Genomic DNA, 18,481 nt, shown 5'->3' with positions numbered 1-18,481 from the left:
TTGGACCATTCAAAATTAAAAAGATTGTTCCTGGAGAGTCTGTTGAATTTGAACGCAATGATGATTACTGGGCTGGTAAGCCTAAGTTAAAATCTCTTGTACTAAAGGTTGTAAATCCAAAGGTAATTTTACAGTCACTTAAAAAAGGTGATGTTGATATTGCAGAGTTCCCTGTAGATCAATACCCTGCTGCTAAGAATGCTAAAGCTTTCCAATTTTTAGGGAAAATTGATTTGGCATACAGCTACATTGGCTTTAAGTTAGGTCATTGGGATGCGAAAAAAGGTGTCAATATAATGGATAATCCTAAGTTCGAAGATNATGCGAAAAAAGGTGTCAATATAATGGATAATCCTAAGTTCGAAGATAAGCGTTTACGTCAAGCAATGGCATATGCCCTAGATGAAAAATCAGTCGGTGAAAAAATCTTTAATGGATTACGTTTCCCAGCAACATCTTTAATACCTCCGTCCTTCCCAACATGGCATAGTGATGAAGGTGCAATTGGTTACGATCCTGAAAAGGCGAAGAAATTATTGGATGAAGCAGGTTATAAGGATAAAGATGGTGATGGTCTTCGAGAAGATCCAAATGGCAAGAAGTTTACTATCAACTTCCTATCTATGAGTGGTGGAGAAACTGCTGAACCACTTGCTAAATTCTATATCCAATGTTGGAAAAATGTTGGCTTAGATGTAAAACTTGTTGATGGTCGTTTGCATGAGTTTAACTCCTTCTATGATATGGTTGAAAATGATGATCCAAAAGTGGATATTTATGCGGGGGCATGGGGAACCGGCTCTGACGTTGATCCGTATGGACTATATGGAAAAGATGTACCATTTAACTATTCTCACTTCGTAAGTGATAAAAACGACCAATTATTAGAAGATGGACATTCTGACAAAGCATTTGACACTGATTATCGTAAGAAAGTTTACGATGAGTGGCAAAAATATATGAATGATGAGCTGCCTGTAATTCCTACATTATTCCGTTATGCATTAATAGCTACCAATAATCGCGTAAAAGATTACACAATTGAACCAGGTAAAAATAACTTTGTTTGGAGAGATATTACCGTATCCAGCAATACTCCAGACGTAGAGTAATTTCTATAAAAGGGATGGTCATAGGATCATCCCTTTTAAAAAAAATATAATTATAAGAATATTATATATATTCTCGCATTACCATTTAGGATTAGGTTACCTGCGTCATTATTAATTTAAATAATGACGTTGTGTATAAATTACATCGTCAAACGTTAATTTTCGGCGATGTAAGAAAAAGATAACATTTAAAAAAGGGGGAAGAAAAAGGATGAAGAAGAAACATCTATTTAAGTTTTTCAGTCTTATAGTCGTCCTAGGGTTACTGTTATCTGCTTGTAGCAGTTCGACAGGCGGTGATGGCAAAAAGCCAAAGCCGGGTGCAAGCAACAAACCAAACGTCGACACAAGTAAGTTTCCAATGACAGTGAAAAATGATAAAAATGCGGTTGAGGATGGTACATTAACCTATGGGCTCGTTTCCGATACTCCATTTGAAGGAGTGCTAAGCTCATTGTATTCTGAGGGGGTACCGGATTCAGAGGTACAACAATTTTTCGACGACACTTTATTTAGCTATAATGCTGACTATGAAATGACAAATGACGGAGCTGCCACTTGGGAATTGTCTGATGACAAAAAGACTATTACGGTGAAAATTAGAGATAATGTCAATTGGTCAGACGGTCAACCTGTTACTGCTGAAGACTATGAATATTCATTTTTAGTCATTGGTAATAAGGATTACACGGGTGTACGTTATGGCGATACTATTATACAAAGTATCGTTGGAATGAAAGAATACCATGCTGGTAAGGCCAAAAATATCTCCGGAATAAAAATTATTGATGACAAAACACTTTCTATTACCTTTACAAAAGCTAACCCATCTTTATTAACTGGTCTGTGGTCAACAGCTGCACCTAAACATTTATTAAAAGATACTCCAATTAAAGACCTTGCTAAATCGCCTTATGTTCATGCTAAGGCAATCGGATTTGGACCATTCAAAATTAAAAAGATTGTTCCAGGAGAATCCGTTGAGTATGAAAGAAACGACAATTATTGGAAAGGCAAACCTAGGTTGAAATCAATTGTTTTAAAGGTTGTGAACCCTAAAGTAATTCTGCAATCACTTAAAAAAGGCGATGTAGATATTGCATCATTCCCAGTAGACCAATATCCTGCCGCAAAGAATGCTAAGGCATTCCAATTCTTAGGAAAGATTGAGTTGTCTTACAGCTACATTGGCTTTAAGTTAGGACATTGGGATGCGAAAAAGGGCAAAAACATAATGGATAACCCTAAATTCCAAGATAAGCGTTTGCGACAAGCAATGGCATATGCATTAGATGAAAAATCAGTTGGTGAAAAGATTTATAATGGCTTAAGATTCCCAGCAACATCTCTCATTCCACCATCCTTCCCATCATGGCATAGCGATGCTGGTGCGATTGGTTACGACCCGGAAAAGGCGAAGAAATTATTGGATGAAGCAGGTTACAAAGATAAAGACGGTGACGGTCTTCGTGAAGATCCAGATGGTAAGAAGTTCCATATCAATTTCTTATCTATGAGTGGCGGAGAGACAGCTGAACCACTTGCAAAATTTTATATGCAGTGCTGGAAAAACGTAGGTCTAGATGTGTCATTAGTTGATGGCAGACTTGCAGAATTCAACTCATTCTATGACATGGTTGAAGCAGATGATCCAAAAGTAGATGTGTTTGCGGGTGCATGGAGCACTGGTTCTGACGTAGATCCTTATGGATTATATGGTGAAGATGTTGCATTTAACTTTTCTCGTTACGTAAATGAAGAGAATTCTAAATTATTGGAAGAAGGTCATTCAGAAAAAGCACTTGATCATGATTATCGTAAGCAAGTATACGAGGATTGGCAAAAACTAATGAATGATGAATTGCCTGTAATTCCAACATTATTCCGTTATGGCTTAACTGCTGTTAATAACCGCGTTAAGGATTATACAATTGAACCAGGGAAAACTACATTTGTTTGGAGCGATGTGAGCGTATCAAGTAATAATCCAGATGTAGAGTAATATCTAAAAAAAGGATGGTCCTCAAAAGGATTGTCCTTTTTTTAGTTTGGATTAATCATTTCCCGTTTGTTTTCTATTTCTAGAAGGTTACAACTTTTTATGAAATTTGAAACAATTATCTCAGCCATCCATAATAATATAGGTGGACACCGTTAAGAATATTGTAATGCTGGGGGTGGGGTATGGATTTTCCCTCATACAAGCGTTTTAAATTAGCATAGTAATTTGTATCCTTATTCCTTTTTTTAAAATAGGATTTTACTGTTTCTTAAGTAAACAGTGATTTAATAATAGTCAAGAGGGTTATTAGAAAAGTGGAAGTTATATTTAAAATTGGAATGCCGGAGATTCGAATTCACAGGTTATTTGGATAGTTTCAATATTCATTGAAAGTGCTGGAGGAGTATTGCGGATAAGGGAAGTAGTAACTATTATATTGCTTGCGATGGTGAAAAAAACAGTCATTTTGAGGTTCTGCACATTTTCTTAAAACATTCTTCATTTTAATATAGAAATTATTAAGCCACTAGTAAAAGCAAAGAACTATGTAAGGAGAGAACCTATGAAGGTTCTACTTATTATCATTATTTTTTATACACGGATTAAAAGTCTTTCTGTGGCTGTACTCATTTATCATTGGTTTTTTCGATATCATGCTTCCGGTTGGAATAATTATGAGCAGGAATGACCCACTATCTAAAATACCGTAATATCCACTTGAGTATGTATGAAGACAAATTTGCGCTATTATCTGAATTCGATATGAATATTGTTTATCAAAACGTAAAGATAAAAAAATTATTATTTATTTCTCGAGAAAATCCAACTATACAAAAGGCCACTGAATAGTCCTGCAGCATGGGCTGTTATATTTATGTCTGACTCAAAAACAGTCATAATTACGGATATTCCTATTATAAGCAAAAGAATTGTTTGGTTCTGTCTAGGAATATGGAGTCTTTTTGTCAAAGCAAAGAATAAAAAACAGCCTAAGAGACCAAATATTGCACCGCTCGACCCTGTGTGTGTGTATGTTAGTGGGAGAAATACAAAAGTAGCGGCATTGCCCGCTATTCCTGAGATAAGATAAAGCAGTAAAAATTTCCATTTTCCTAGTAAACCTTCGATTATAGGACCCATCATAGCAATTGATATTGTATTATAAAAAAAATGGGCAAAATGAACATGAATAAACATTGGAGTAACTAGTCTCCATATTTCTCCTTCAGAAATATATAAATTAACCCCGATGAAACGTTTATATAAAGGTTGATGAGGAACAAAGGGAATCCACATTAAAGTAAAGCAGAATAAATGAACGAATATGATGAAAAGTGTAATAGGATAGGATTTTAAATATAGATGAAATGTGCTGTTAGATTGGGAATACATAAGTTTTCTCCTTTCCTAGCAGGTTGTACAATATGTTTATGCAGAAGAAACATTTGATAGAAGGGAATTTATAAATGATAAAAGGTATAGGTATAGATATAGTAGAAATAGAAAGGGTTCAAAAAGTTTGTGAGAGACAAGGAAGATTTCCAGAGAGGATTCTTTCAGAACAAGAAATCGAAGTCTATAGAATGTTATCTGGAAAGCGGAAAATTGAATTTCTAGCAGGGAGGTTTGCTGCAAAAGAAGCTTATGCTAAAGCAAACGGAACAGGATTTGGAGAGGAGTTATCCTTTACCGATATTGAAATTTCCGTTGATAGCAAAGGGAAACCATATATAACCAAACCTAAAGAACAAGGTGTCCACCTCTCTATTACCCATAGTGCACAATATGCGGTGGCACAAGTCATTATAGAGGAAATTTAACAAAATATTATGATCAAATTTTAAATTTGAGTTACAACATCCTTTGCATAATCCTAAAGGTTGTCTCATATATTCATAGTGCGATAGGAGAGACAAGGCTTAAGGTTAAATAGCTTCAAAGTTCACTTCAAGCAGAACTTTTGGTTATCAATCAATGTAGAATGGCCTTTCTCTTCACCAATGAATAAATGAGTATGAAGGGGTTGAAGGGATGAAGAAAAAGTTTTGGATACTTGCAGTGGTACTTGCAGCAATTCTTGCATTATCAGCTTGTGGATCCAAGTCGCAAGAGGATGTAGTCCAAGATTTAAACGGAAAGCTGGAAAAGCTGTCAGGATATAAGGCGACTGCAGAAATGACATTGAAAATGGGAACAGAACCGCAAGTCTATGATATTGAAATTTGGCATAACAAACCAGATTATTACCGCGTGCAATTGAAGAACTCGAAAAAAGATCAAAGTCAGATGATTCTTCGCAATAAAGACGGTGTATATGTTTTAACTCCGACGCTTAATAAAAGCTATAAATTCCAAAGTGAATGGCCAAAAAATAGTAGCCAAGCATACTTATATGAGTCACTAGTAAAAGATATTTTGCAAGATAAAAATGCAAAATTTAAAGTTACAAAGAATAATTATGTATTTGAAACCAAAACGCGTTACCAAAACAATAAAATGCTCCCATATCAAGAAATTTCATTTGATAAGAGAACGTTAACACCGAAAACTGTGAAAGTAATGGATACGAATAAAAACACCTTAGTATCCGTTACATTCACGAAGGTTCAATTTAATGCCAAGTTTGATAAAAACGCATTTGATACGAAAAAGAATTTAACTGGCGCTAGTTTTGATAAAGCACCTCAAGATGTAAAAGTAAATGGTGGTTCTGAATTCTCCGTTAAGTACCCAGAGGCTAAAATTGGAAAGCTATATGATGAAAAAGAAATTAACACAGACAATGGAAAACGCGTAATTCTAACTTATAGTGGTGATAAACCATTCACTTTAATCCAAGAGAAGGCTGCTGCATCTTCCAGCAAAGCAATGGAAGTAACAGCAATGAATGGGGATATGGTTGATTTGGGATTTGTGATTGGGGAAATAACGAATAACTCTTTAACATGGACACAAGACGGTGTCAATTATATGATTGCATCTAATAAATTATCCAAGAATGAGATGATTGAAATTGCTGAATCTGTTCAAGGCCAGCCGGTAAAATAAAGTGTAAATGCGAAAAGCACTCTAACCGTTAACAGATGTCGTAGTTTCACACCGAGATAAAGGAAAAAGGCTGAGGTACTTTACCAGGCGATAACACTTATTTAGAAAAAAGCAAAAATCTGCTTGCCGATGGGGCCTAATCTAGATGTAAACAATTTTATTAATAGTTTCCACAGGTATAAATTTTAATATCTCTCAAATGAAAGAAAGTAGGCTACTGACAGTAGCCTGCTTTTTTCCATTTATAGAAACTGTAATAAATAGTTGACATTGCGGTATAAGAGATAAATAATCAAAGCAATTATTACTTTTAATATTTAGGGATGTGTTTTTCGAAATGAACTCACCATACTATCGCGATACTTGGGTAGAGATCCAATTAGATTATTTAAAAGAAAATGTATTATCGGTACGAAATCATTTACCGAAGGACGTTGATATTTTTGCCGTAGTAAAAGCAAATGGATATGGGCATGGAGATGTTCAAGTGGCAAAGACGGCATTAGAAGCAGGTGCGCATGGTTTGTGTGTTGCTTTTCTAGACGAGGCGTTAGTTCTAAGGAGAAATGGAATTGATGTTCCTATTCTCGTTCTAGGAGCGAGTCGCCCGGAAGATGCTGCTATAGCAGCGATGCATAATATTTCACTGACTGTTTTTCAAAAGGAATGGTTGGAAAAAGCAATGCTTACACTGAACAATCAGATGCTTTCTATTCATGTGAAATGTGATACTGGGATGGGAAGAGTTGGAATAAGAGATAAACAGGAATTGACGGAGATGGTTGGCTTCATAGAAGGAAATCGCCAGTTTGTATTTGAAGGAATCTTTACTCATTTTGCAACGGCAGATGAACTAAATACGAATTATTATGAAAAGCAGTTACACCAATTTACTGAAATGGTTCATATATTGGATAAAAAACCTCGTTACATCCACTGTGCTAATAGTGCTGCTTCGTTGCGCTTCCCGCAAATGGGCTTTAACGCGGTTCGATTAGGCATTGCTATGTATGGGTTAACCCCTTCTGAAGAAATGAGTGAATTAATTCCCTTTCCATTAAAGGAGGTTTTTTCCCTCCATACTCGAATTGTACATGTTAAAAAGCTTCCTCCAGGTGAAAGTATTAGTTATGGTGCGACTTATCAGACAAAGGAGGAGGAATGGATAGCGACTCTTCCAATCGGGTATGCTGATGGGTGGATTAGGAAGTTGCAGGGACAAGTTGTTTTGGTGGATGGAAAAGAAGCTCCGATAGTCGGGAGAATATGTATGGATCAATGTATGATTAGGCTCCCACACTATTTACCTGTAGGAACAACTGTTACATTAATTGGAAAACAAGATAGTCTTTTTATATCTATAAATGATATCGCGCGCAAATTAGAAACAATAAACTATGAGATTCCATGCATTATCTCAAATAGAGTTCCGAGAGTCTATATGAAAAATGGCGAAGTAGTGGAAGTGAGAAATGGATTATTGGGTGAAAAAAATAATTGGAAATGAAAAATAACTTTTGCAACAGAACAAAATGTTGGTAATACTGTTAAACAAATAGTATTTTAATGGGCAATATATTGGAGTTTCTTTATATTAATGCATAAATGAGCCAATTTTTTGCAGATAATAGTGAGGAATGACTAAATTGTCTTTGCGTATAGTTAATTTGGTGGTATTATTAAATTGGTATTTAAGAATCGGTGTGTAGTGATTGGTGGAGGTGTCGTTTGTGTCTGAATCCAGCGCAACAACAGAAATTTTAATTAGATTACCGCAACAACTATTATCAGAACTTGATGGATTTGCTGAACAAGAGAATGTGAATCGTAATGAATTTATTTACCGAGCTACTAAAATGTATCTTCGTGAAAGAAGAAAACGTCAAATTCGTGAATCCATGAGACGCGGATATATGGAAATGGCTAAAATTAATTTAGCAATAGCATCGGAAGCGATTCAGGCAGAATACGAAGCAGAACATACAGTAGAACGCTTGGTTAGCGGGGGTTAGTCCTTTGATTGTTAAGCGTGGTGACGTGTACTTTGCTGACCTTTCCCCAGTAGTTGGATCGGAACAAGGCGGGGTCCGACCGGTATTAGTCATACAAAATGATATAGGGAACAGGTTTAGTCCGACTGTAATTGTTGCTGCTATTACAGCGCAAATCCAAAAAGCAAAACTGCCTACACATGTTGAAATTGATGCAAAGCGTTACGGCTTTGAACGCGATTCTGTTATTTTGCTTGAACAAATTCGCACAATTGACAAACAACGCTTAACGGACAAAATCACGCATCTTGACGAAGAAATGATGGAAAAAGTAGATGATGCCTTGCAAATAAGCTTAGGACTCATAGAATTTTAAACGACGCTCTTGAAGAGCGTTTTTTTATATTTGTCAATAGCGGAATATTCGGTTAATTTTATAGTAAAGAAGCACCATTTGCAATGATTTTGAGCTAAATCAATTTTTACAATTCCAAAAATTTGTTAACCTAATACAAAAGGCTATAAGTAATTAACGACTGTTTTGAGGGATATTTAGAAAGAAATCTCGCGAAAAGAATAATGATATGGAAATTCCATTCCCAAGGGGGGAGCGAGACGGAAACCTTGGCATCCAAAAAATGAATCATTAATTAAAGCATTAAATGATAATATGTATAAATTATCCTTTAAAGAATGGAGAGATCCTATGCAAAACTTGTTAAAAGATTTTATTGCAAACAATAAGGAAGCTATTTTAACAGAGTGGATGAAGAGGATGAAGGAAGAGGGAGATGAAAGGGTCACCAAAACCGTTTCAGACAGTGTGTACGCTAATTTGAGTAAAGAATTTGTTGAGGTTATTTTTGCAAGAATCAAAAAGTCTAATCAGGAGTACACGGAAAAACTCGAGGAGTTTTCTGAAAGAATTGTACGTTTAGGCTGGCCGTTAACCTATGTATCATTAGGATTAACAACATTAGGGCGCATTATCTATACGGAAATATTCCAAAAGGATTTAATCCCTTCAGATAGAGTAAAGGAATTTGCAATGGTGTACGACAAATGGATGACACCAATGATGCATGAAATTATTCAAGCATATACTGCAACATGGGAAAGGACGGTATCCCTTCAAAAAATAGCATTGCAAGAACTTTCGGCGCCATTAATTCCGGTATTTGAGAAAATATCCGTTATGCCTTTGGTGGGAACAATTGATACAGAAAGAGCCAAATTGATTATGGAAAATCTTCTAAATGGAGTAGTCAAACACCGTTCAGAAGTAGTCTTAATTGACATTACAGGTGTGCCAGTAGTCGATACCATGGTAGCTCACCATATAATTCAAGCGGCAGATGCTGTGCGTTTAGTCGGTGCTAAATGTATGTTGGTAGGAATTAGACCAGAAATCGCGCAAACAATTGTAAATTTAGGAATTAATTTAAATCAGGTTATCACTACAAGCACTTTACGCATAGGGATAGAAAAGGCATTAGAGATGACCAATCGAAAAATCATTAAATTGGAGGCATAGTAGTGAGAATACCAATCTTAAAGCTATATGATTGTCTGCTCGTATCCATTCAATGGGAACTTGATGACCAAACTGCCCTTCAATTTCAAGAAGATCTATTACATAAAATACATGAAACTAATGCTAGGGGAGTTGTAATCGACTTAACATCAATAGATATAATTGATTCATTTATTGCAAAAGTTCTTGGGGATGTAATTGATATGTCGAAGTTAATGGGTGCAAAAGTTGTTGTAACAGGGATTCGACCAGCTGTTGCGATTACGCTCATTGAACTTGGGATACGATTAGAGGATGTGTCTACAGCGATAGATTTAGAAAATGGTTTGGAGAAATTACAACAGGAACTGGGGGATTGACTTTTATGGAGTTCCAATCCAGCGTGAAGATTTTAAACGAATGGGACATCGTTGCAGTCCGCCAGTTAGGTAGAAATATTGCAAAGGAACTCAATTTCGGTACTGTAGATCAAGCAAGGATAACCACAGCAATCAGCGAACTGGCAAGAAACATTTTTTTATATGCCAAACAAGGTCAAATAACAATTAACAAAGTCTTTGACGATGGGAAATGGGGCTTGCAAATTATTGCCGAAGACGAGGGACCTGGAATTCAAGATATTCGGAAAGCGATGGAAGATGGTTACTCAACCTCAGGCGGCTTAGGAGCGGGATTGCCAGGGGTAAAACGATTAATGGATACATTCGATATTGATTCTAAACCGAATCAAGGAACCATTATTACGGCGACAAAATGGCTCCGATAGGGGGAGTTATCGATGACCTTCAAAAATATAATGGAAACAAAATATAGAGATATTTTATCAAACTATCTACAACAACAAAGTGAACAAGTTTTATATCAAAGTCAGAAATTTAGCCGGAAATTAATTGAACATCAAATTTCTCCGGAAGAAATGATTAGCTTGCATCGTTCTCTATTGTTAGAAATCGAACCGAATTTAAGTGAAAATGTTCTTCATTCCTTCGATGTCCTTTTAGAAATTATGATGGGATATGGTTTGGCATATAGGGAACATCAAAGTCTTCGTGATCAGCAGATTGAATTAAAAAACGAGATTGAGGTAGCCGCGAATATGCAGAAAACACTGCTTGGCACGAAAATTCCTAAAACTGCAAATTTGGACATAGGAGCTATCAGTGTACCGGCTAAAAAAATGAGTGGTGATTATTTTCACTTTATTGAAGACGAGCAAAATCGGATAGGGGTAGCTATCGCAGATATTATCGGTAAAGGAATTCCAGCTGCTCTTTGTATGTCAATGATTAAATACGCGATGGATAGTTTAACAGATATTCAACACCAACCAAGCCGTTTGCTTGAAGATTTAAATCGTGTTGTAGAGCAAAATGTGGACCCAAGTATGTTTATTACTATGTTTTACGGAATGTATGACCCAAATGAGCACCAATTTCATTACTCCTCTGCAGGACATGAACCAGGCTTTTTCTATGACGCGGCACAAAATAAATTTTTTGATTTAGCTGCCGATGGTTTGCTGCTCGGGGTAAATAAAAAGACCCGTTATCGAGGATACTCAAGAAAGCTGCAAATAGGGGATATGATTGTTCTTTTGTCTGACGGAGTTACAGAATGCAGAACAGACAAAGGATTTATTGAAAGAGATGCAATTGTTTCTTACATACGAAAAAATATTGATTTACCGGCCGATGTCATGGTGAATAATGTATATAAAGATTTGGAAAGATTGCAAGCATTTCAACTGCGGGATGACTTTACGCTAATAATATTAAAAAGAGTAAAATAAAAGGTTTGGCTAAACAGTAAATGGGGTAAAGAGTAAAAAGGCGAATACGGTGAAGGGGTGGAGTTATGAATTTGACCGTAAATATAGAACAAAAAGAAAACCAAGTTAAGATAAAAATAAGTGGTGAAATTGATGCGTATTCGGCACCGAAATTAAAGGAGTCGTTACAACCGTTTGAGAATAAGAAGCTTATTCATTTGACGGTAAATCTGTCGGAAGTCACTTATATGGATAGTACAGGCTTGGGCGTGTTTGTTGGGTTATTTAAAATGTTAAGAGCAAATGAGGGAAACCTAAAATTGACAGGTCTATCTCCTCGCCTAAAACGTTTATTTGAAATAACTGGTTTAGCTGAGATTATGGAGATTAATACCGAGGTAGAGGGTGTGTAAAAATGGGGGCATTTGAAAGCATCGAGATGAAAATACCTGCAAAACCTGAATATATTGGAGTTATGCGACTCACGCTTTCAGGCATTGCAAGTCGAATGGGATTCGATTACGAAATCATTGAGGATTTGAAAATTGCGGTAAGTGAGGCAATTACAAATGCAATTCAGCATGGATATAAAGGAAGTATGGGAGGTCAGATTTCTATTACCTTTGGTATTTATTCCGACCGAATGGAAGTAATAGTATCTGATTCTGGGAATAGTTTTGATTATAACAAGGTAAAAGGTAATCTTGGTCCGTATCATGAAAGGAACCAAACTGAACTTTTGAAAGAAGGGGGATTGGGCCTTTACTTAATTGAAAGTCTCATGGATGAAGTGCAAATTCTTCAAAATGAAGGGGTAACGGTCGTAATGATTAAGTACCTCGAAGGAGAGCAGGTGGAGACGAATGGGAAAATTGTCTCAACCTAAATCTCTGGAATCAAACCAGGTGGTTAGCTTAATTAAATCTTTTCAACAAAACGGTGATGAAGAAATACAAGAAAAGCTTGTCCGACATTTTGAAAAGCTTGTGGATTCTATTGCCAGAAAGTATTCAAAAGGTAATCATTATCACGAGGATATATTTCAAGTGGGAATTATCGGTTTGCTTGGGGCGATGAGGAGATATGATGAGTCCTTTGGAAAAGGCTTTGAGGCGTTTGCGGTTCCAACAATTGTTGGAGAAATAAAACGATTTCTACGAGATAAAACATGGAGTGTACATGTTCCGAGAAGAATCAAAGAACTAGGTCCAAAAATAAAAAAGGCAGCGGAGGAATTAACAATAGAATTGCAGCGGTCACCTAGAATTGACGAAATTGCTTTGAGAATTAATATTTCAGAGGAAGAGGTTCTTGAGGCGATGGAAATGGGAAAAAGCTATCAATCTTTATCTGTGGATCATTCAATTGAGTCGGATTCAGATGGAAGCACAGTCACGTTATTAGATATAGTAGGAAATGTAGACAACGGCTATGAAAAAGTGGATCAGCGCCTAGTAGTTGATAAGGCTTTACATGTATTAAGTGAGCAAGAACGTCAAATTATCCACTATACTTACTTAGAAAATATGAGCCAAAAAGAAACTGGGTTGAAGCTTGGAATATCTCAAATGCATGTATCAAGACTACAGCGTCGTGCTATAAAAAAATTACGTGAAGCCATTTTTGAGGAAGAAGCAATTCATTCGGAGAAATATTTATCATGATGCAACTACAACATTATTTGATGGAAGCTTACGCCTTTCAGACAGCGAAAGAAGGAAAAGAATATTGCGGGGATAGTTTTTATATGTCTGTAAATAACAACACCTTTCTATGTGTTTTAGCAGATGGATTAGGAAGTGGAAAAGCTGCATTTGAGGCATCTTCCTCCGTTGTAGAGTATGTAAAGGAAAACCAGGAAATGGACGTAAACTCCCTTATATATAATTCTAATAAGTTATTAGTAAATAAAAGAGGTGCAGCAGTTTCCATTATGAAAATTAATTTGCAAAAGCGAGAATTGATTTATAGCGGAGTAGGTAATATTCGTTGTTACTTATACACACCTTCTGGAAAAACAACCTATCCTTTATCGGTAACAGGATATTTGTCAGGGAGGCCACAAACCTTTCGCACGCAATGTTTTTCTTATGAAGCTAATTCCCGTTTTCTTTTACATTCGGATGGTGTAAGTCTTTCAAATGCAAAATCATTCATGCAAAGCGGCCGTCCCCTTGATACGCTTGCTAATGAAATAAAAAGAGATTATATACGAAAAACGGATGATTGTACATGTATCCTTGGAAGCTTGCTATGAATAGTGCAGGCTTTTTCACTTTCATCTGAACATGTTAAAATAATAAGAGTCCCAAGTAAGTTGAATAAATGTGGAAATGGGTGGATTAAATGGCTGAACAAACAGTAGCAATGAGAGAGGAACAGCTAAAAAAACAATTAGCTTCAGAATTGAAATTTTCTCCTAAACAAATAAATACGGTTATTTCATTACTTGATGAGGGCAATACTGTTCCGTTTATAGCAAGATACCGAAAAGAGATGACCGGAGCCTTAGATGAGGTTCAAATTAGAGCTATAATGGATCGATGGACTTATGTTCAAAATTTAGAGCAAAGAAAAGAAGAGGTTATTCGATTAATTGGAGAGCAAGGTAAATTGACTGATGAACTCCAACAAAAAATAATTGCTGCTGATAAGCTTCAAACCATCGAGGATCTTTACCGGCCATATAAGCAAAAACGCCGCACAAAAGCGACTATCGCAAAGGAAAAAGGTTTAGAACCTCTGGCGGAATGGATGATGACCTTTCCGACAATGGGAAATGTGGAGGAAAAAGCGGCACAGTTTGTTTCGGAAGAGAAAGAAGTACATACAGCTGAAGATGCTTTATTAGGCGCGAAGGATATTATTGCAGAATGGGTGTCTGATGAGGCAACCCACCGAGAGTGGATTCGAGAAGATACATATAAAACGGGTGTGATTTCTTCATCTGTTAAAAAGGCAGAGAATGATGATAAAAAGGTCTTTGAGATGTACTATGAATACGAAGAACCTGTTAGAAAAATCGTCCCGCATCGAATTTTAGCCTTAAACCGCGGTGAAAAAGAGGATATTTTGCGCATTACCATTCAACCAGATACGGATAGGATTATGGATAAGCTGTCCAAAAAGGTAGTTAAAAAAGCTCATTCTATTACAGCTGCTTATGTAAAAGAAGCTGTTGAAGATGCATATAAACGATTAATTCAGCCTGCAATAGAAAGAGAAATCCGTAATGAACTAACGGAAAAAGGGGAAGATCAAGCGATTCATATATTTTCCGAAAATTTGCGGAATCTTCTATTGCAGCCTCCATTAAAAGGGAAAATGGTTTTGGGGGTGGATCCGGCGTATAGAACCGGCTGTAAATTGGCTGTTGTAAATGAAACAGGAAAAGTATTATATATAGGGGTAATCTATCCTCATCCACCGAAAGCCAAGCCAGAAGAAGCGAAGGAAACATTTACAAAGATCTTAGAGGAATACAGTATTGAAATCATTGCAATCGGAAATGGAACAGCTTCTCAAGAAACAGAGCAATTTGTTGCAGGAATTCTTAAAGAAGTTAACAAAGATATATCATATATCATTGTTAATGAGGCAGGAGCAAGTGTGTATTCTGCATCTGATTTAGCGAGGGAAGAGTTTCCTGACCTGCAGGTAGAGGAAAGAAGTGCTGTTTCCATCGCCAGAAGACTTCAGGACCCGTTAGCGGAGCTAGTAAAGATAGACCCAAAATCAGTAGGGGTTGGCCAATATCAGCATGATGTTTCTCAAAAGAAATTAAACGATTCGTTAACATTTGTGGTAGAAACTGCTGTAAACCAAGTTGGAGTAAACGTAAATACTGCTTCTCAGTCACTTTTACAATATGTAGCTGGTTTAAGTAAAACAGTTGCAGGAAATATTGTAAAAGTACGGAATGAAAGTGGTAGATTCATTAACCGTACGCAATTAAAGAATATCCCCCGTTTAGGTGCTAAAACTTACGAGCAGTGTATCGGATTTTTAAGGATAATGGACGGCGAAGAACCGCTTGATAAGACATCCATTCACCCAGAAAGATATGAAGAAGTAAAAGCTTTATTAAAGAAGTTGAACTTTACAACCGCCGATATTGGTTCTGATAAATTAAAGGATGCTATCTCTTCCTTATCTATTTCGGAAATCTCAAATGAATTAGGAATAGGTGAACTTACTTTACGAGATATTATGGATGCATTAAATCAACCAGGGCGTGACCCGCGTGATGAGTTGCCTAAACCATTATTAAAGAAAGATATTTTAAAATTAGAAGATTTACAGCCTGGATTAGAAATGCAAGGTACTGTAAGAAATGTAGTAGACTTTGGAGCGTTTGTAGATGTAGGGGTAAAAGAAGATGGTTTAGTTCATATTTCTAAATTAAGCAACCAATTCGTCAAGCATCCCCTAGATATTGTGTCTGTTGGTGACATTGTTACTGTATGGGTTGAAAATGTAGATGCTGTAAAAGGCAGATTGTCACTTACAATGCTGAAAAAGTAAAAATTTGAAAAACTGCTATTGGATAGCAGTTTTTTTTATAACCATTATATTTTAATAAGTAATTTAAGCGGAAATATCAACTAGATTTTTCACTGTTTTGGTTTGTGTAAAAAAACCAGCATTGATTTAATAATTTTATTTGGTATCGATTCTTTTCATTAAAAGCTCTCCGCATCTGATTTTGAAACCAAATTGGCATCTCGAAACCTCCTTGTTGATAAGTAGGTTAATACCTAGTATATGTTATAATAGGTTGTCATGTTCATTTGAAGTTGCTTGAAAAGGGGAGTTTTAGGATGGAACGTTACCAGCTTCAAAAAATTGTAGAGGATATTTCATCAACTTTTTTTGGAAAGCCGTTTAAACATCAGGCGTTATTCAATTCAAAATTACGTACTACCGGTGGACGATACTTATTAAATAGCCATAACATTGAGCTGAATTATAAATACTTTGAAGAGCACGGAATAGAAGAACTCATCGCAATTATTAAGCATGAATTATGCCATTACCATCTTCATATAGAGGGGAAAGGATACCAGCATAAGGATCGTGATTTTAAAGTATTACTGAAACAAGTTGGAGGCTCGAGATTTTGTACTCCACTTCAGAATGTAAAGGGAAAGAGAACTGCTACTTTTCACTTATATGAATGCACAAACTGTAAAACACTTTACAAAAGAAGAAGAAGAGTGGATACTACGCGTTATGTGTGCGGAAAATGTGGGGGAAAGCTAAATAAGGCAGATAATTAGTACTCAAAAAGTTTTTTTAAAATTGGGTTGACAATATGCTTGTACCTAATTATAATTTTAAGAGTCGAGATTGAAATAATATTCCGCAGTAGCTCAGTGGTAGAGCTATCGGCTGTTAACCGATCGGTCGTAGGTTCGAATCCTACCTGCGGAGCCATATGGAGAAGTACTCAAGTGGCTGAAGAGGCGCCCCTGCTAAGGGTGTAGGTCGGGTAACCGGCGCGAGGGTTCAAATCCCTCCTTCTCCGCCATGATTTATATGATTGTGGCCCGTTGGTCAAGCGGTTAAGACACCGCCCTTTCACGGCGGTAACACGGGTTCGAATCCCGTACGGGTCATTGGAAAAGCAAAGAATTTGGTTATCGGTGTACGATTTCGGAGTCTTAGCCTGAGATAAAGGAAACATAGCGAGGTAGTTCGTGAACTGGAAAATGGTACTACCAGTTGGTGTTGACTGTTTGTGAAAAAAGATATAGAAATCATGTAAACCGAAAAATACTGTTGCTAGACAAGTTTAACTTGTTGGTAAATTCCATATAATACCCATACAAAATTGGTCTGGTAGTTCAGCTGGTTAGAATGCCTGCCTGTCACGCAGGAGGTCGCGGGTTCGAGTCCCGTCCAGACCGCCATTTTTATTAAAAAATAATATTGGGCTATAGCCAAGTGGTAAGGCAACGGACTTTGACTCCGTCATTCGCTGGTTCGAATCCAGCTAGCCCAGCCATTTTTTTATTTTTATAGCTATCGCAAAGACGATACGAGCCATTAGCTCAGTCGGTAGAGCACAATCGAATACGCTACAAAGTAATACATCAGCGTACCAATCGAGCTGCTACTTGAATAATCTTTCTGAGATTGGGACGTCGTAGATGCATTTAGATAGAACGCAATATGAAATTCGTCTTTAAAACTATATGCGAGCCATTAGCTCAGTTGGTAGAGCATCTGACTTTTAATCAGAGGGTCGAAGGTTCGAGTCCTTCATGGCTCACCATTTAAACAAAACATAATAACTCTTTAATACGCGGGTGTGGCGGAATTGGCAGACGCACCAGACTTAGGATCTGGCGCCGCAAGGCGTGGGGGTTCGACTCCCTTCACCCGCACCAACCAAAAATTACTATTGCATTTTATCTAGCTGTTTGTTATAATAAATTTTGTCACTTTTAATAAATGCGGTCGTGGCGGAATGGCAGACGCGCTAGGTTGAGGGCCTAGTGGGGGCAACCCCGTGGAGGTTCAAGTCCTCTCGGCCGCACCAAAGTTTTTTGCTTAGCAAAATAACTTTCCGATAGATTCTTTTGCTTAGCAAAATAATCTTAAATAACTTTCTATAATGCGCCCATAGCTCAATTGGATAGAGCGTTTGACTACGGATCAAAAGGTTAGGGGTTCGACTCCTCTTGGGCGCGCCATTAAAACACTATTCAAGCGAGTATATTATTGAATGTATACTTACTTCAATCGGGAAGTAGCTCAGCTTGGTAGAGCACATGGTTTGGGACCATGGGGTCGCAGGTTCGAATCCTGTCTTCCCGACCATTAATAATTTGATATTTGCGGGTGTAGTTTAGTGGTAAAACTACAGCCTTCCAAGCTGTTGTCGTGGGTTCGATTCCCATCACCCGCTCCAAAAAAATAAAAAAAGGTTATTGACTTTTTGATTTTAAGTTGATATACTTTAAAAGTTGCTTCTTAAAAAAAGCAATTGAATATTGGTCTTTGAAAACTGAACAGAACGAA

20 protein-coding genes and 11 tRNA genes are annotated in these 18,481 nt (G+C 36.9%); 29 read left to right on the top strand and 2 right to left on the bottom strand.

Features of this window, described 5'->3' with window-relative positions:
- The 3 genes from CWO92_RS23945 to CWO92_RS26425 form a co-directional block, all read left to right on the top strand.
- Positions 1-1,112: ABC transporter substrate-binding protein (locus tag CWO92_RS23945; RefSeq protein ID WP_235851670.1), on the top strand; the 1,112-nt coding region annotated here is incomplete at its 5' end.
- A 211-nt stretch (positions 1,113-1,323) separates the two neighbouring features.
- Positions 1,324-3,114, top strand: a complete 1,791-nt coding sequence (gene opp4A / locus CWO92_RS23940) for an oligopeptide ABC transporter substrate-binding protein (RefSeq protein WP_101356698.1) — start codon at positions 1,324-1,326, stop codon at positions 3,112-3,114.
- Positions 3,115-3,676: 562 nt separating this feature from the next.
- Positions 3,677-3,802 (top strand): hypothetical protein, encoded by a 126-nt coding sequence (locus tag CWO92_RS26425; RefSeq protein WP_268877623.1) that lies wholly within the window; start codon positions 3,677-3,679, stop codon positions 3,800-3,802.
- Positions 3,803-3,915: 113 nt separating this feature from the next.
- On the opposite strand, the gene CWO92_RS26630 is transcribed toward CWO92_RS26425, so the two are convergent.
- Positions 3,916-4,311: a rhomboid family intramembrane serine protease gene (locus CWO92_RS26630; RefSeq protein WP_367593500.1), complete on the bottom strand. Its 396-nt coding sequence runs from the start codon at positions 4,309-4,311 to the stop codon at positions 3,916-3,918.
- Between the two features lie 269 nt (positions 4,312-4,580).
- Between CWO92_RS26630 and acpS the strand changes: the two genes are divergently transcribed.
- The 14 genes from acpS to CWO92_RS23865 all read left to right on the top strand — a co-directional run bounded on the left by acpS (position 4,581) and on the right by CWO92_RS23865 (position 15,979).
- Positions 4,581-4,934: a holo-ACP synthase gene (gene acpS, locus CWO92_RS23930; protein WP_101356696.1), complete on the top strand. Its 354-nt coding sequence runs from the start codon at positions 4,581-4,583 to the stop codon at positions 4,932-4,934.
- A gap of 211 nt (positions 4,935-5,145) precedes the next feature.
- Positions 5,146-6,162: a LolA family protein gene (locus tag CWO92_RS23925; RefSeq protein ID WP_101356695.1), complete on the top strand. Its 1,017-nt coding sequence runs from the start codon at positions 5,146-5,148 to the stop codon at positions 6,160-6,162.
- Between the two features lie 337 nt (positions 6,163-6,499).
- Positions 6,500-7,669, top strand: a complete 1,170-nt coding sequence (alr, locus tag CWO92_RS23920; protein WP_101356694.1) for an alanine racemase — start codon at positions 6,500-6,502, stop codon at positions 7,667-7,669.
- A 223-nt stretch (positions 7,670-7,892) separates the two neighbouring features.
- Positions 7,893-8,174 (top strand): CopG family ribbon-helix-helix protein, encoded by a 282-nt coding sequence (locus CWO92_RS23915; protein ID WP_055741346.1) that lies wholly within the window; start codon positions 7,893-7,895, stop codon positions 8,172-8,174.
- Positions 8,175-8,178: 4 nt separating this feature from the next.
- Complete coding sequence (ndoA, locus tag CWO92_RS23910) at positions 8,179-8,529, top strand: type II toxin-antitoxin system endoribonuclease NdoA (protein WP_055741345.1); 351 nt, start codon at positions 8,179-8,181, stop codon at positions 8,527-8,529.
- 330 nt (positions 8,530-8,859) lie between these two features.
- Positions 8,860-9,687 carry an RsbT co-antagonist protein RsbRA gene (gene rsbRA, locus CWO92_RS23905; protein ID WP_101356693.1) on the top strand — a complete coding sequence of 276 codons (828 nt, stop codon included), beginning with the start codon at positions 8,860-8,862 and terminating at the stop codon, positions 9,685-9,687.
- A 2-nt stretch (positions 9,688-9,689) separates the two neighbouring features.
- Entirely contained in the window at positions 9,690-10,046 is a 357-nt protein-coding gene (locus CWO92_RS23900) for an STAS domain-containing protein (RefSeq protein ID WP_101356692.1), read from the top strand.
- A gap of 5 nt (positions 10,047-10,051) precedes the next feature.
- Complete coding sequence (locus CWO92_RS23895) at positions 10,052-10,453, top strand: anti-sigma regulatory factor (protein ID WP_101356691.1); 402 nt, start codon at positions 10,052-10,054, stop codon at positions 10,451-10,453.
- Between the two features lie 12 nt (positions 10,454-10,465).
- Positions 10,466-11,476: a PP2C family protein-serine/threonine phosphatase gene (locus tag CWO92_RS23890; RefSeq protein WP_101356690.1), complete on the top strand. Its 1,011-nt coding sequence runs from the start codon at positions 10,466-10,468 to the stop codon at positions 11,474-11,476.
- 65 nt (positions 11,477-11,541) lie between these two features.
- Positions 11,542-11,868, top strand: coding sequence for an anti-sigma factor antagonist (locus CWO92_RS23885; protein ID WP_101356689.1), 327 nt, complete (start codon positions 11,542-11,544; stop codon positions 11,866-11,868).
- Positions 11,869-11,870: 2 nt separating this feature from the next.
- The gene (rsbW, locus tag CWO92_RS23880) at positions 11,871-12,341 is read left to right on the top strand and encodes an anti-sigma B factor RsbW (protein WP_101356688.1); all 471 of its coding nucleotides are present in this window, start codon (positions 11,871-11,873) and stop codon (positions 12,339-12,341) included.
- Positions 12,319-13,119 (top strand): RNA polymerase sigma factor SigB, encoded by an 801-nt coding sequence (gene sigB / locus CWO92_RS23875; protein ID WP_101356687.1) that lies wholly within the window; start codon positions 12,319-12,321, stop codon positions 13,117-13,119. The genes rsbW and sigB overlap by 23 nt, the downstream gene beginning before the upstream one ends.
- The gene (locus tag CWO92_RS23870; RefSeq protein WP_101356686.1) at positions 13,116-13,712 is read left to right on the top strand and encodes a PP2C family serine/threonine-protein phosphatase; all 597 of its coding nucleotides are present in this window, start codon (positions 13,116-13,118) and stop codon (positions 13,710-13,712) included. The genes sigB and CWO92_RS23870 overlap by 4 nt, the downstream gene beginning before the upstream one ends.
- Before the next feature lie 89 nt (positions 13,713-13,801).
- A complete protein-coding gene (locus tag CWO92_RS23865) occupies positions 13,802-15,979 on the top strand; it encodes a Tex family protein (RefSeq protein ID WP_233269701.1) in 2,178 nt (725 codons plus the stop codon).
- A 76-nt stretch (positions 15,980-16,055) separates the two neighbouring features.
- Here the strand turns inward: CWO92_RS23865 and cmpA are convergent, their stop codons facing one another.
- Positions 16,056-16,178 carry a cortex morphogenetic protein CmpA gene (cmpA, locus tag CWO92_RS23860; protein ID WP_101356685.1) on the bottom strand — a complete coding sequence of 41 codons (123 nt, stop codon included), beginning with the start codon at positions 16,176-16,178 and terminating at the stop codon, positions 16,056-16,058.
- A gap of 97 nt (positions 16,179-16,275) precedes the next feature.
- Here cmpA and CWO92_RS23855 point away from each other — a divergent pair, with 97 nt between their 5' ends.
- The 12 genes from CWO92_RS23855 to CWO92_RS23800 all read left to right on the top strand — a co-directional run bounded on the left by CWO92_RS23855 (position 16,276) and on the right by CWO92_RS23800 (position 18,371).
- Positions 16,276-16,734, top strand: a complete 459-nt coding sequence (locus tag CWO92_RS23855; RefSeq protein ID WP_101356684.1) for a SprT family protein — start codon at positions 16,276-16,278, stop codon at positions 16,732-16,734.
- 82 nt (positions 16,735-16,816) lie between these two features.
- Positions 16,817-16,891, top strand: a tRNA-Asn gene (locus tag CWO92_RS23850).
- A gap of 3 nt (positions 16,892-16,894) precedes the next feature.
- Positions 16,895-16,985: transfer RNA gene (locus CWO92_RS23845), tRNA-Ser, on the top strand.
- Between the two features lie 16 nt (positions 16,986-17,001).
- Positions 17,002-17,073, top strand: a tRNA-Glu gene (locus CWO92_RS23840).
- Positions 17,074-17,290: 217 nt separating this feature from the next.
- Positions 17,291-17,367 (top strand) — tRNA-Asp (locus CWO92_RS23835).
- A 20-nt stretch (positions 17,368-17,387) separates the two neighbouring features.
- Positions 17,388-17,462: transfer RNA gene (locus CWO92_RS23830), tRNA-Gln, on the top strand.
- A 194-nt stretch (positions 17,463-17,656) separates the two neighbouring features.
- Positions 17,657-17,732 (top strand) — tRNA-Lys (locus tag CWO92_RS23825).
- Positions 17,733-17,762: 30 nt separating this feature from the next.
- Positions 17,763-17,847, top strand: a tRNA-Leu gene (locus CWO92_RS23820).
- 66 nt (positions 17,848-17,913) lie between these two features.
- Positions 17,914-17,999 (top strand) — tRNA-Leu (locus CWO92_RS23815).
- Positions 18,000-18,076: 77 nt separating this feature from the next.
- Positions 18,077-18,153 (top strand) — tRNA-Arg (locus CWO92_RS23810).
- A 50-nt stretch (positions 18,154-18,203) separates the two neighbouring features.
- Positions 18,204-18,280: transfer RNA gene (locus CWO92_RS23805), tRNA-Pro, on the top strand.
- A gap of 17 nt (positions 18,281-18,297) precedes the next feature.
- Positions 18,298-18,371, top strand: a tRNA-Gly gene (locus tag CWO92_RS23800).
- Positions 18,372-18,481: the final 110 nt, after the last annotated feature.

The sequence above is a fragment of the Heyndrickxia camelliae genome (assembly GCF_002844575.1).
Taxonomy (GTDB): Bacteria; Bacillota; Bacilli; order Bacillales; family Bacillaceae_C; genus Margalitia; species Margalitia camelliae.
Note: the sequence above shows the minus strand (reverse complement) of the source record. Positions and strands in the feature narration are given on the sequence as shown.

Coding starts and splice junctions, on each gene's coding strand:
- opp4A (WP_101356698.1), top strand. CDS start 1,324: ATGAAGAAGAAACATCTATTTAAGTTTTTCAGTCTTATAGTCGTCCTA.
- CWO92_RS26425 (WP_268877623.1), top strand. CDS start 3,677: ATGAAGGTTCTACTTATTATCATTATTTTTTATACACGGATTAAAAGT.
- CWO92_RS26630 (WP_367593500.1), bottom strand. CDS start 4,311: ATGTTTATTCATGTTCATTTTGCCCATTTTTTTTATAATACAATATCA.
- acpS (WP_101356696.1), top strand. CDS start 4,581: ATGATAAAAGGTATAGGTATAGATATAGTAGAAATAGAAAGGGTTCAA.
- CWO92_RS23925 (WP_101356695.1), top strand. CDS start 5,146: ATGAAGAAAAAGTTTTGGATACTTGCAGTGGTACTTGCAGCAATTCTT.
- alr (WP_101356694.1), top strand. CDS start 6,500: ATGAACTCACCATACTATCGCGATACTTGGGTAGAGATCCAATTAGAT.
- rsbRA (WP_101356693.1), top strand. CDS start 8,860: ATGCAAAACTTGTTAAAAGATTTTATTGCAAACAATAAGGAAGCTATT.
- CWO92_RS23895 (WP_101356691.1), top strand. CDS start 10,052: ATGGAGTTCCAATCCAGCGTGAAGATTTTAAACGAATGGGACATCGTT.
- CWO92_RS23890 (WP_101356690.1), top strand. CDS start 10,466: ATGACCTTCAAAAATATAATGGAAACAAAATATAGAGATATTTTATCA.
- CWO92_RS23885 (WP_101356689.1), top strand. CDS start 11,542: ATGAATTTGACCGTAAATATAGAACAAAAAGAAAACCAAGTTAAGATA.
- rsbW (WP_101356688.1), top strand. CDS start 11,871: ATGGGGGCATTTGAAAGCATCGAGATGAAAATACCTGCAAAACCTGAA.
- sigB (WP_101356687.1), top strand. CDS start 12,319: ATGGGAAAATTGTCTCAACCTAAATCTCTGGAATCAAACCAGGTGGTT.
- CWO92_RS23870 (WP_101356686.1), top strand. CDS start 13,116: ATGATGCAACTACAACATTATTTGATGGAAGCTTACGCCTTTCAGACA.
- CWO92_RS23865 (WP_233269701.1), top strand. CDS start 13,802: ATGGCTGAACAAACAGTAGCAATGAGAGAGGAACAGCTAAAAAAACAA.
- cmpA (WP_101356685.1), bottom strand. CDS start 16,178: ATGCCAATTTGGTTTCAAAATCAGATGCGGAGAGCTTTTAATGAAAAG.
- CWO92_RS23855 (WP_101356684.1), top strand. CDS start 16,276: ATGGAACGTTACCAGCTTCAAAAAATTGTAGAGGATATTTCATCAACT.